The sequence below is a fragment of the Sphingobacterium tabacisoli genome (genome assembly GCF_017908035.1).
In the GTDB taxonomy this organism is placed as follows: Bacteria; Bacteroidota; Bacteroidia; order Sphingobacteriales; family Sphingobacteriaceae; genus Sphingobacterium; species Sphingobacterium tabacisoli.
Window position 1 is genome coordinate 360,545 of record NZ_JAEQMU010000001.1, and the last position, 10,969, is coordinate 371,513.

The following is a 10,969-nucleotide window of genomic DNA, read 5'->3' on the forward strand; positions in this document are numbered from 1 at the left end:
ATGTGGCCAGTCTTATTTTGATCAGTACAGATCGGGCAGATACTTGAAGATACTAAAAGCTCCCTTCGAGGAGGGAGCTTTTTATATGTTTAAGAAAGTTTTGCTAATGCTTCTTTTATTCTACGAAGAGCTTCTTTAAGATTTTCGTCTGAAGCGGCATAGGATAGTCGGATGTAGTTATCATTACCAAACGAGTTTCCATCTACAGTAGCAACGTGTCCTTGGTTGAGTAAGTATAACGCAAGGTCTCCTGAATTTTTAATGATATTACCATCTTGGTCCTTTTTGCCAAAAAATGAGCTGATTTCTGGGAAGAAATAGAAAGCACCTTCCGGAAGATTGGTTTTAACACCGGGTATATCATTTAATAGATCATAGACCAACTGACGTCGACGTGCAAATGCTTCTTTCATTTTGTTAACACTCTCGAGACCTCCTTCATAGGCGGCAATTCCTGCACGCTGCGCTATGGAGCAGGTACCGGAGGTAGTCTGTCCTTGCATCTTGTCATTGGCGGCAGCAATTTCTTTGCTTGCGGCAATGTATCCCAAACGCCAGCCGGTCATAGCAAAGGCTTTTGAAAAACCATTGACAATGATTACGCGGTCTTTGATGCTTGAAAATTGAGCTATGGATTCGTGCTTGTCTATAAAGTTGATATGCTCATATATCTCATCCGATATGATGAATATATTAGGGTGTTTCTCAAAAACTTTAGCGAGTGCTTCCAATTCAGCCTTACTGTATACCGAACCTGTAGGATTACAAGGTGAGGAAAACATAAAGATTTTGGTCTTCGGCGTTATAGCGGCTTCCAGTTGTGCTGGTGTAATCTTGAAGTTGCTCTCGATATCAGTGTCAATAAAAACAGATTTTCCTTCTGCAAGGACTACCATTTCAGAGTAAGAGACCCAGTAGGGGGTAGGAATGATTACCTCATCTCCAGGATTGATCAAAGTCAGGATAACATTGGACAAAGATTGTTTAGCACCTGTGGATACGACAATCTGAGATATGTCATAATCTAGCCCGTTTTCGTTCTTCAGCTTGTCGACGATGGCTTTCCTTAACTCAGGATATCCTGGTACGGGAGTATATCGCGTATAGTTTTCATCCAGTGCGGTTTTAGCGGCTTCTTTAACATGATCTGGAGTGTTAAAGTCAGGCTCGCCAACGCTTAAACTGATTACATTTATGCCTTGTGCGGCTAATTCACGACCTAATTTGGTCATTTTTAATGTAGCCGATTCGGAAAGGCTATTGATTCTATCTGATAAATATGATGTTGTGCTCATGGTGATACAAATATATTATATATACTTCATTTTCAAACCTATTTTTTTGATAAATCCTGATTAAAAACGATGCAGATTTACAAACTTGTCAATAGGGTAGTTCTAGTGTTTGAAGAAAGCGAAATTATACAATATAGATGATCATAATGCTTGTTTATTTTTCATTCTCTAGTTCTTTGCGGTAACAAGCGATATGTTTTTCGATGTCTGCTGGGAGGTCGGGATATTTAATGTCTTTGTGTTTTTTTAATTCTTCTAAAATGACCTGTGCCACTAGATAGCGACATATTTCTTTGTTGTCCGCAGGTATAATATACCAAGGCGCCTGCTGTTTACTGGTGTGCTGGATGGCCTCCTGATAGTAGGACATATATTCATTCCAGCGTTTTCGTTCTTTTAGATCGCCTGGAGAAAATTTCCAATTGTGGTCTTCTTTATCTAGGCGTCTCAGTAAGCGGTTTTTCTGCTCGGACTTGGAGAGATGTAGGTAGAACTTTAGTAGAATCGTCCCATTTTGACAGATATGGTGTTCGAAATTATTGATCTGTTGATATCTTTTCTTCCAAAAATCTTTGGGAATATTCTTTACTTGGGTGATGCCTGGAATATTTTCCTGCAATATATATTCTGGATGTACACGAGTAACGAGAACATTTTCGTAATGTGTGCGATTGAAAACGGTAAATTTGCCTCGTTCTGGTAGTGCGATATAGTGACGCCAAAGATAGTCATGTTGTAGTTCTTTGAAACTAGGGGTTTTATAGCTTTGTACGACAACACCACGAGCGTTAAAATCTTTGAATACTTCTCGGATGAGGGAGTCTTTTCCCGCAGTATCCATACCCTGAAGACAGATCAATACGCTGTATTTGTTGTGTGCGTACATGACTTCCTGTATATTTGCAATATCTTTTCGTACCTGTTTTAGTTCTTTTTTAGCTTCTTCAGGGCTAATCTTGTCAATGTGTGTGGGGAAATCCTTTAGTTGGAATTTTGAACCTGCCTTTAGTTGTTTCTGGAATTTACTCATATATACAAAACTCTATTTAGACATGATTTGTTTTCCTGTAGCTAATATAAATATTAAAACAGATCAATTGATAATTGTTTTTATCATTGAAAGTAGTGATAATTTTGATTATCACTAAAAATAGTGATAATTTTGATTATCCTTTTAAGGAGTGATATGATAATAAATTAAAGGTTATGGAATTGTATGCAATTATCACAGGTGACATTGTAGACTCGCGCTCTAAAGATATTCGGGAATGGCTTCCACTTTTAGAGCAGACCTTAGGAGACTGTTCGGATAAGTTTGATGTTTTTAGAGGGGATAGTTTTCAGGTTATGGTGGGTATGGAGAAGGCTATTGAGTCTATGTTCTATATCAAATCCCGCATCCGGTCTCTCGGAGATCTGGAAGTTCGGATGGGACTGGGGATTGGTACGATAGAATATATGGACGCACATATAAAGAATTCATTTGGTGATGCTTTTGTGCGATCTGGTGAAGCCTTTGAATCGCTTCATAAAGATTTGCTAATGGTAAGGTCTCCTTGGGAAGATTGGGATGAGTTAAGTAATATTATGCTTAATTTATGCGTTGAGATAGCAAACCGATGGACCGCCAATATGGCGGAAACCGTTGCGGAAGCGTTGCGATCCCCTGACCTGAATCAACAGGAGCTAGCAAAGAAACTCCACCGTAAGCATCAGAGCCAAGTGAGTACTGAGCTTACTAAGGCGGGTTGGAGCAAATTAAATAAAGCAATAGCCTATTGCACAGAACAATTATTGAAAAGATGCTGACATTTTTTTTAAAATTACTTTTAGCACACTTACTTGGAGATTTTGTCTTACAGCCTCAAAGCTGGGTGATCAAGCGAAGAGATAATGTATTCTATCTTTTACTCCATATTTTGGTGCATCTATTGATACTTACTATAGTATTGTATCCTTCGTGGTCGGAATACTGGATACTGATATTAGCTATCGGTTGTGCGCATCTTGCTGTGGATAGTCTCAAGATATGGTGGGAGAAGCTATGGCCTTATAGACCAGTTTTTCTATTTACGCTAGATCAGTTCTTACACTTAGCAGTATTAATAGGTGCAACATTTTATAGTTTTGGTATACCAACTGGATTATTTGAACACTTAACCTCAGACCAGGTTATTTTGTGTGTTATCGCGTTTTTGTTGGTAGCTGTGGTAAGTCCTATCTTCTTGCGTGTGTTTTTTAGCAAATGGAATCAAGAGAATGAACTGAGCAATAAGCGGAAAGATACATTAATTGATGCTGGAATGCTTATCGGAATTATGGAACGTCTTATTATTGTGCTGTTTATTCAGGTTGGTTTTCTCTCAGGAATAGGCTTTCTATTGGCAGCCAAATCTATATTCCGGTTCGGAGATCTGAAAAATGCCAAGGATACAAAATTTACAGAGTATGTTTTGGTTGGGACATTGGCCAGTTTTACCATTGCGATAGTCGTAGGGTATCTCTTGCGGCTGGGGTTAAGATCTATTTTGTAAATTTAGATGCTAAAGATTGCTTAATCAAATTACTCTAAACATGAGATATATAGCCTTACTACTTTTTGTCAGTGTGTTTACATCTGCGTTCTCACAGAATATAAAACTGGATGTTACAAATATCGCGAAGCGTTATAATGCTGTCGGACTTGCTTATGTAGTGGTCAAAGATGGAAAGATTATTCACAGCGATGCTGTGGGGTATAAAGATCTGGAAAAGCAGACGCCTTTAAATGTCGCTGACAATCTATTTAGAATAGCATCTATATCCAAATCATTCACGGCTACTGCTTGGATGCAGTTGGTAGAGGCAGGGAAGGCCTCTTTGGATGATGATTTTGGGAGTCTGATCGGATTTCCTGTCAGAAACCCTCTTTTTCCTAATAAAGTGATTACACTGAGAATGTTGCTTTCTCATACCTCTAGTATTAGTGATAAGAATGGATATTTTAATCTTGATGCTATCAATCCAATTAAAAACCCGGAATGGAAGAAGGGGTACAATGACTATGAACCGGGGACCCAGTATGAATATTGTAATCTGAACTTTAATATGGCAGGTGCAGCATTGGAGCAAGCTGTAGGGATTAGATTTGATAATTATATAAAGAAGCAAATCTTGATGCCTTTGAGGCTCAATGGTGGCTATTGTGTCGATTCATTGGATAATACAATGTTTGCCAAAATCTATGAGTACGATTCAAAAAAGGAGGAATTCGAGGCTCAACCTGCGGCGTATGCACCAAGGAGCGAAGAGGTGCAGAATTATACATTAGGGTATACAACACCGGTATTTTCGCCTACTGGAGGACTTAAAATTTCGGCAGAGGACTTAGCTCGTTATATGATGATGCATATGAACTACGGAGAGTATAATGGCGTTAGGTTAATTTCAAAAACATCAGCGAATATTATGCAGACCCCTGTAAATAAGGATGCGGGCTATGGCTTGGCTCTACGCGAAAATAAAACGTTTATAAAGGGGAAGAAGGTGGTTGGCCATACAGGTTCTGCTTATGGTTTATATAGTGCAATGTTTTTCGAGCCCCAAGAACAATTTGGTGTGGTCGTAATCACAAACGGCTGTAAACAAGTCTTTGAAGATGATGAACCAGTACTGTTAGAGGAGGTAGCTAATTACTTGTACGGGCATCTTATAGCACCGAAATAAGATAAAAAGCTGATCTTGCCTCTGTTTTTTGTAAAAGTTACTCCCTTTCTTAGAGAATACTTGGCTCATTTTTTGTAATTTAACGGAAGTAATCATTATAAGTCATATTTTGGATCTAACTGCAAGAGGATGCTCCAAGATAGAAAACGAGCCTGTGGCTCACTTAGTAATTGCTTGAATATGAAAAGAATTTTGCTTTGTATCGGAATCTTCAATCTTGTGTTGCTCGCTCAAGGACAACATCTAAATTTGGATGAAGTGCGTAAAGATTTTAATAAGGGAGTTAAAAATCAGGAACTTTGTGAGCGACATCTGGAGACATTGGAAAAGCATGCTAAAAGTCCATTGGAAAAGGGCTATGAGGCCGCTTTTCATATGTTTATGGCAAAACATACGGGTAATCCCTTGAAGAAAATGAGCTACTTTAACGGTGGAAAGAAAATGCTTGAAAAGCAGATTAAGATGGAACCCAATAATGTCGAATTACGTTTTATACGTTTGTGTATACAATATTACATTCCTACATATTTGGGATACCGCGACAATATAGAGCAAGATAAAGATTTTCTGGTTGGTAACCTTTACAAATTGAATGACCGTGAAACCAAGGGTTTATTATTTAGTTATCTAAAGGGAGCCAAAATGTACACCGAACAGGAACTGATTCAATTGGGTAGATAAGATTTATGAAACAATTATTTTTAATATTTTTATTAGGGGCCTGTGCTGTTTTTCAGGGACAGGCGCAGTTGTCGAGAACGCTATCCGCTTTTAGGGAGCTTGATGTCACAGACAAAATTCGGGTACGTTTATTATCAGGTGAGGAGGATAAAATTGTTATCGAAGGCGAGTATGCTGGGCAGCTGGAGCTCATACAGACAGATGATGTATTACGGTTGAAGATGACGACTAGTGCGATTATGCAGGGACATAAGGTGGATGTTAGCCTTTACGCGAAAAATATATCTAGTATTATTGCTCGAAAAGGAGCTCAGATAAGTACTGATAATCACGAGTTGGAGGTGGATTCTATTTACCTGTCGGCCAACGAAGGTGCGCGTATAGCTATTCGGGTACATACAGGATCTATTGAGGCCTGGAGTACAGCCGGGGGAAGTATAACGTTAGAAGGAGAGGCGGAGGAACAGACGGTAAACTGTACTTTTGGAGGACATTATGAAGCGAAGGATCTATTGTCGGACTATGCTTATATAAGAACAAATGCAGGAGGTAAATGTCTAGTTAATGTAGGTAAAAGTGTGGATGCCCAGACCCGTGCAGGTGGGGTGATTGATATATACGGTAATCCATCGGAGCGAAAGCAGAAGCGGTTGGCTGGGGGAAAAATTAATTTTATCCAATAGTTGTGTAGATAAAGCTAGGTTCTGAAGCTTGATCAAATGCAACTTTTCTTATGGTTTAATGATAAAAGAAAATAGCTATGAAAAGAGAACAGATTCAAAAATGGGTGGAACAAGGCTATCAGATTCTAAAGGATGGAGAACCTCAGGGAATAGAGGGTACGTTACTGGATAATGTAGACCCTCTTAACGACCAACAGCCCCAGGTCTTTCTCTTGGCAGACCTACTCCAATGGTCTGAGGAAGAGTTAGACAAATTGCAGGGATTTAGTGATGATCAGATTCAAGCGATGGACAGCTAAAATCTAGTTTTTAAATACTTTGTAGTAAATACTAAGAGTGACTGCAGGTCGCCTGGTGTATAACTGGGAAGTTACAGGAATTGGCTATAAAACATAATTGATTTGCTTTGCTATGTAATGCTAATGCTAACTCTTTTTGGGAGGGGTCTGATATAACGACAGCAGGATTTAATGTGACTTTAGTGAACCGCCCACTACCGTCAGCTTTAGTTTCCAGTATAGCTTCGGCATGATCTGTGTAAGAACACACCTCAATATTGTTTTGTGCACATACGTATAGGTATGACATCATGTGGCAGGAGACTAAACTGCTTAATAAAAGATCTTCTGGGTTATATAGTTCGGGGTCACCTTTGAATGCTTTGGCCGCAGATATCATCATTTCTGGTTTGCCTGATATACTAATCCGATGGCTTTTGTAATACTGTTTCTGAGAAGGAGTATGTACATTATTAAGCCAATTTAATGTGACTTTAAAAAGGTGTTTGAAAATCATATGTTAAATATTTATACCGTGGCCTAATGATGTGACCTGTTCAGGTCAGAATTTATTTCTGAATGACTTTGGTGAAGTGCCTGTGTGTCGTTTAAAATACCTACAAAATAAACTTGAATCAGAGAAATGTAATTGATTGCTAAGTTCTTTTATTGAAATATTGGATGATTTAAGGAGGGTTTTGGCGTGCATAAGAAGGATGTGGTCGATCCATTGCAAGACTGACTTTCCTGTTGCTTTTTTTAGCAAAGTCGATAAGTACTGTGGTGTCAAATATAGTTTATCGGCGTAAAACTTGACACTCCTCTGTTCAATAGCGTGCTTTGAAATAAGAATATAAAAATCGTCGATAATCTCATGTGTCCTGTTTTTTGAGAGTTCTTTGCGTTCACTGTGTGCTGAGTAGGCTTCTGAAATTATGTTAATGAGAGCAAAAAGGAGATGTTGAAGCAGATCCTTTTTTTTGACGCTTGATTTCTTATGGTAAGCTTTTTGCAAAAGTGTCAATAATTCCTGCTGTAGAGCACGTTCTTCACCCTGTAGTTTAATGACGGGCTGCCATCTGATTTCGTCATTCATTATAAACTCCCGTAAGTTGGGAAAAGAGGCTATAAAATCTAGCGATAGACCAATAGTAACCATTTCTGCATCTTCACTCGCATATTGGACATCAATCATGAGCTGAGGGAGGATGACGACAATATCAGCTGCATTAATCTCATATTCTAAAAAGTGGATTCTGGTTCTCATAGAGCCCTTGGTAAGGAAGCTTAATAAGAGACCTTCAAATTGATGTCGGTGGTCTGCATATTCTCGATTTGGACGGTTACTTTGGTCAAGAATAACCATTCCATCAATCGTTTTTAAGGGATCGATTTTATAGAGATTGTAAATGTCGTCCAACGTAAAGAATAATGGCATATACAAATATCCGAAAATATGCACATTTATCACAGTTTATATCGTCATAAACTGATAATATCTTTAAAAATGTATATTTTACAGGATAAAGAAATGTAGTTGTAAGAGAGGGAAGATAAAATAGAATGTAAAAATAAGGTTGTTTAAAATTGAATATATGGAAATACGAAGTGCAAGAATGTCGGACGCTCCAGCAATAACTAATTTAGTAGGTCAATTAGGATACCCTGCTGAGCTAGCGACTATAAAGAAGCGACTTTCAATATTGCTCGAGAATCAAGATATCATAGTATTGGTGGTTATTGTTGATGGAGGGGTAGTTGGTTGGATGCAGGCGAATTATTCCATTAGTCTTGAAATAGATTACGGAGTTGAGATTATTGGGTTGGTTGTTGATGATCAATGGAGAGGACAAGGGGTGGGGGCAGCTCTGATTAGAGAAGCAGTTATATGGGCGCGTCAGAGAGACGTTGGTTTTCTTAGGGTACGTTGTAATGTGATCCGGACGGAAAGCCACCTGTTCTATGAAAAAAAAGGTTTTACCTTATGCAAAGAACAGAAAGTCTTTGATATGAGGCTCTAAGTTCTTGATAGAGCATAACCGTTTTATAAAATAAATGCTGGATCAGTTGTTTTTTGATAACTGGACCATCTAGGTGATTTTGATAAAAAATACTTTTGCGACCTATATTTAAACTATAAAAAGCAATGAGTTACAAAATCAAGAAAGCGAGTTTGGAAGATCTAGAGGAAACCGCTGAGTTATTTAATCTTTACCGTATTTTCTATCGACAAGAATCCGATGTAGAGAAAGGAAAGGCGTTTTTGAGAGAGCGATTTTTAAATAGTGAGTCTGATATTTTTTTAGCGATTGTGGATGGTAAGGCAGTAGGCTTTGCTCAATTGTATAAATTATTTCACTACACGAAGTTAGAGAGACAATGGCTTCTTAGTGATCTGTTCGTCCATCCCGATTATAGAGGTCAGGGATTGTCTGTAGCTTTGATCGATCGTAGTAAACAATGGTGTGAAGAAACAGGGGCGTGTGGTTTGATGTTAGAGACGGAGAAGACGAATGACATCGGCAATAGTTTGTATCCGCGCTGTGGATTTCAGTATGACGGAGCACATAATTACTATTATTGGTGGAAATAGCTATAAAGGATTAGGAGATTATAAATCGTTCTCCTAATCCTTTATTTTACTTTGCCCATTCCTCTTGATTGAGGCCATACTGGCTCAAAACCGTATTGTTTATAGAGCAGAAAGGCATCACCATCTGCAATGAGGTTGATATAACAGGATGCTGGTAGTTCCTTCTCGATGAAGTCGGCTAACATTTGCATAATGAGTTTTCCTAAACCTTTCTTTTGATGTTCGGGTAGCACGCAAATATCCACGACCTGGCAGTGACAGCCTCCATCACCAACGAGCCTGCCCATGCCAATAACCTCATTATTATTTTCTTGGTCTACGATAATTACACAGCAAAGCGAGTTTTTCAGCCCTATAGCGGCAGCTTCTTCTGTTTTTGGGGATAGCCCTGAAGCTACGCGTAGGTAGCGATACCTGTCCACAGAAGGGCTCTTGTAGATTGATTTATATCTCATTGGATAAGATTAAGCGTTTGAACGTGAGGGAGCTGTCTGTTTTATCTAGCTTTAGATAGATTTACATAGAAAGAAGGCCCACAAATAACTTGATAAAGACATTGTTAATGATGTCGACAAAAAATGCACCGACCATCGGCACGATTAGAAATGCCTTATGGGATGGTCCGTACCGAAGTGTAATTGCTTGCATGTTGGCAATGGCTGTAGGTGTTGCTCCTAACCCGAAACCACAGTGTCCAGCACTCAATACAATGGCATCATAATCCTTACCCATGACGCGATAGGTCACGAAAATAGCGAATAGAATCATCATAAGGGTCTGTAGTAATAACACGATAAGGATCTGGGATGCAAGACCAGACAGTTGCCAAAGCTGTAGGGACATCAATGCAACAGTTAAAAATAGATATAATCCTGTATTGCCAAGGGTATCGACAGCATGATCATTAACGATATAGGTGGTCGTATGAGCCAGTATATTGCGGATGATCACACCGATTAATAGACTCCATACGAAGTTAGGAAGTTCAAACGCTGAACCCTTCATTGTTTCGTAAAGAAATTGTCCAGCTGTCACGCAGATAGCAAGCATGGTCAGTGTCTCTATCACGTTGTGAACATTCATCCGACGTTTTGACTCTGGGTTTTCAAAGGGTTCTAGGGGAACCTCGTCTGTGTTTAATTGGGCAGATGGACTTATATTGTTCTTTTTTAAAAGAAATTTTGCCACCGGACCACCGATTATCCCGCCCATAACTAGACCGTAGGTGGCACAAGCCATCGCTAGTTCCATCGCGCCTTCAATTTTGAAGGTATCTGTTAGGTTTTTGGCCCAGGCTGCTCCCGTACCGTGTCCTCCCGTTAATGTAATAGAGCCTGCTATTAATCCGTAACTTGGATCTAAGCCTACTAGTTTCGCTATAGAGATTCCGAAAAGATTCTGGAAAAAGATAAAGGTTCCAGTCACACCGATAAAAATAAGAAGAGGTTTACCTCCTTTTTTTAATTTGGCAAAATCCGCACTCAGTCCGATCGAAGAAAAGAATATGAGCATCATTGCGGTTTGCAAGGAGCCTTCGAACTGGAAACTAATGCCATAAAAATGATAAATAAGATACAGCACTATAGCAATAAAAAATCCACCTACCACCGGCTCAGGGATATTATAATCACGGAAAAACTTTACTTTTTTTACAATAAAAAAACCTAAAATCAATACCAGACAGGCCGTAGTAAGCGTCTCAAACAGTCCAAAAACCATAGATTATATTATTTA

The 10,969-nt window shown here is 38.9% G+C and carries 14 protein-coding genes; 8 read left to right on the plus strand and 6 right to left on the minus strand.

Annotated elements, in window-relative coordinates; all coding sequences use genetic code 11:
• Positions 1–89: 89 nt before the first annotated feature.
• Positions 90–1,295, minus strand: coding sequence for a pyridoxal phosphate-dependent aminotransferase (locus tag JKG64_RS01385; protein ID WP_246512452.1), 1,206 nt, complete (start codon positions 1,293–1,295; stop codon positions 90–92).
• 154 nt (positions 1,296–1,449) lie between these two features.
• On the minus strand, positions 1,450–2,325 hold the full coding sequence (locus JKG64_RS01390; protein ID WP_210352550.1) for a PPK2 family polyphosphate kinase: 876 nt from the start codon (positions 2,323–2,325) through the stop codon (positions 1,450–1,452).
• Positions 2,326–2,501: 176 nt separating this feature from the next.
• On the opposite strand from JKG64_RS01390, the gene JKG64_RS01395 reads away from it, so the two are divergent.
• The 6 genes from JKG64_RS01395 to JKG64_RS01420 all read left to right on the plus strand — a co-directional run bounded on the left by JKG64_RS01395 (position 2,502) and on the right by JKG64_RS01420 (position 6,663).
• Positions 2,502–3,104 carry a hypothetical protein gene (locus tag JKG64_RS01395; protein ID WP_210352551.1) on the plus strand — a complete coding sequence of 201 codons (603 nt, stop codon included), beginning with the start codon at positions 2,502–2,504 and terminating at the stop codon, positions 3,102–3,104.
• Positions 3,098–3,829, plus strand: coding sequence for a DUF3307 domain-containing protein (locus JKG64_RS01400; protein ID WP_210352552.1), 732 nt, complete (start codon positions 3,098–3,100; stop codon positions 3,827–3,829). The genes JKG64_RS01395 and JKG64_RS01400 overlap by 7 nt, the downstream gene beginning before the upstream one ends.
• Before the next feature lie 40 nt (positions 3,830–3,869).
• On the plus strand, positions 3,870–5,000 hold the full coding sequence (locus JKG64_RS01405) for a serine hydrolase domain-containing protein (protein ID WP_210352553.1): 1,131 nt from the start codon (positions 3,870–3,872) through the stop codon (positions 4,998–5,000).
• Between the two features lie 180 nt (positions 5,001–5,180).
• Positions 5,181–5,681 carry a hypothetical protein gene (locus JKG64_RS01410; protein ID WP_210352554.1) on the plus strand — a complete coding sequence of 167 codons (501 nt, stop codon included), beginning with the start codon at positions 5,181–5,183 and terminating at the stop codon, positions 5,679–5,681.
• 5 nt (positions 5,682–5,686) lie between these two features.
• Positions 5,687–6,364 (plus strand): head GIN domain-containing protein, encoded by a 678-nt coding sequence (locus tag JKG64_RS01415; protein ID WP_210352555.1) that lies wholly within the window; start codon positions 5,687–5,689, stop codon positions 6,362–6,364.
• Positions 6,365–6,441: 77 nt separating this feature from the next.
• Entirely contained in the window at positions 6,442–6,663 is a 222-nt protein-coding gene (locus tag JKG64_RS01420) for a hypothetical protein (RefSeq protein ID WP_210352556.1), read from the plus strand.
• A gap of 31 nt (positions 6,664–6,694) precedes the next feature.
• On the opposite strand, the gene JKG64_RS01425 is transcribed toward JKG64_RS01420, so the two are convergent.
• The gene (locus JKG64_RS01425) at positions 6,695–7,159 is read right to left on the minus strand and encodes an OsmC family protein (protein ID WP_210352557.1); all 465 of its coding nucleotides are present in this window, start codon (positions 7,157–7,159) and stop codon (positions 6,695–6,697) included.
• 45 nt (positions 7,160–7,204) lie between these two features.
• Positions 7,205–8,080, minus strand: a complete 876-nt coding sequence (locus JKG64_RS01430; RefSeq protein ID WP_210352558.1) for a helix-turn-helix transcriptional regulator — start codon at positions 8,078–8,080, stop codon at positions 7,205–7,207.
• A gap of 157 nt (positions 8,081–8,237) precedes the next feature.
• On the opposite strand from JKG64_RS01430, the gene JKG64_RS01435 reads away from it, so the two are divergent.
• The gene (locus tag JKG64_RS01435) at positions 8,238–8,663 is read left to right on the plus strand and encodes a GNAT family N-acetyltransferase (RefSeq protein WP_210352559.1); all 426 of its coding nucleotides are present in this window, start codon (positions 8,238–8,240) and stop codon (positions 8,661–8,663) included.
• 125 nt (positions 8,664–8,788) lie between these two features.
• Entirely contained in the window at positions 8,789–9,235 is a 447-nt protein-coding gene (locus JKG64_RS01440; protein ID WP_210352560.1) for a GNAT family N-acetyltransferase, read from the plus strand.
• Between the two features lie 41 nt (positions 9,236–9,276).
• On the opposite strand, the gene JKG64_RS01445 is transcribed toward JKG64_RS01440, so the two are convergent.
• Together JKG64_RS01445 and gltS are read right to left on the minus strand one after the other, a co-directional pair.
• The gene (locus JKG64_RS01445) at positions 9,277–9,690 is read right to left on the minus strand and encodes a GNAT family N-acetyltransferase (RefSeq protein ID WP_210352561.1); all 414 of its coding nucleotides are present in this window, start codon (positions 9,688–9,690) and stop codon (positions 9,277–9,279) included.
• Positions 9,691–9,751: 61 nt separating this feature from the next.
• Entirely contained in the window at positions 9,752–10,954 is a 1,203-nt protein-coding gene (gltS, locus tag JKG64_RS01450) for a sodium/glutamate symporter (protein ID WP_210352562.1), read from the minus strand.
• Positions 10,955–10,969 lie beyond the last annotated feature (15 nt).

Excerpts from the sequence above, each read along its gene's own strand:
- JKG64_RS01385 (WP_246512452.1), bottom strand. The coding sequence starts at position 1,295 with ATGAGCACAACATCATATTTATCAGATAGAATCAATAGCCTTTCCGAA.
- JKG64_RS01390 (WP_210352550.1), bottom strand. The coding sequence starts at position 2,325 with ATGAGTAAATTCCAGAAACAACTAAAGGCAGGTTCAAAATTCCAACTA.
- JKG64_RS01395 (WP_210352551.1), top strand. The coding sequence starts at position 2,502 with ATGGAATTGTATGCAATTATCACAGGTGACATTGTAGACTCGCGCTCT.
- JKG64_RS01400 (WP_210352552.1), top strand. The coding sequence starts at position 3,098 with ATGCTGACATTTTTTTTAAAATTACTTTTAGCACACTTACTTGGAGAT.
- JKG64_RS01405 (WP_210352553.1), top strand. The coding sequence starts at position 3,870 with ATGAGATATATAGCCTTACTACTTTTTGTCAGTGTGTTTACATCTGCG.
- JKG64_RS01410 (WP_210352554.1), top strand. The coding sequence starts at position 5,181 with ATGAAAAGAATTTTGCTTTGTATCGGAATCTTCAATCTTGTGTTGCTC.
- JKG64_RS01415 (WP_210352555.1), top strand. The coding sequence starts at position 5,687 with ATGAAACAATTATTTTTAATATTTTTATTAGGGGCCTGTGCTGTTTTT.
- JKG64_RS01420 (WP_210352556.1), top strand. The coding sequence starts at position 6,442 with ATGAAAAGAGAACAGATTCAAAAATGGGTGGAACAAGGCTATCAGATT.
- JKG64_RS01425 (WP_210352557.1), bottom strand. The coding sequence starts at position 7,159 with ATGATTTTCAAACACCTTTTTAAAGTCACATTAAATTGGCTTAATAAT.
- JKG64_RS01430 (WP_210352558.1), bottom strand. The coding sequence starts at position 8,080 with ATGCCATTATTCTTTACGTTGGACGACATTTACAATCTCTATAAAATC.
- JKG64_RS01435 (WP_210352559.1), top strand. The coding sequence starts at position 8,238 with ATGGAAATACGAAGTGCAAGAATGTCGGACGCTCCAGCAATAACTAAT.
- JKG64_RS01440 (WP_210352560.1), top strand. The coding sequence starts at position 8,789 with ATGAGTTACAAAATCAAGAAAGCGAGTTTGGAAGATCTAGAGGAAACC.
- JKG64_RS01445 (WP_210352561.1), bottom strand. The coding sequence starts at position 9,690 with ATGAGATATAAATCAATCTACAAGAGCCCTTCTGTGGACAGGTATCGC.
- gltS (WP_210352562.1), bottom strand. The coding sequence starts at position 10,954 with ATGGTTTTTGGACTGTTTGAGACGCTTACTACGGCCTGTCTGGTATTG.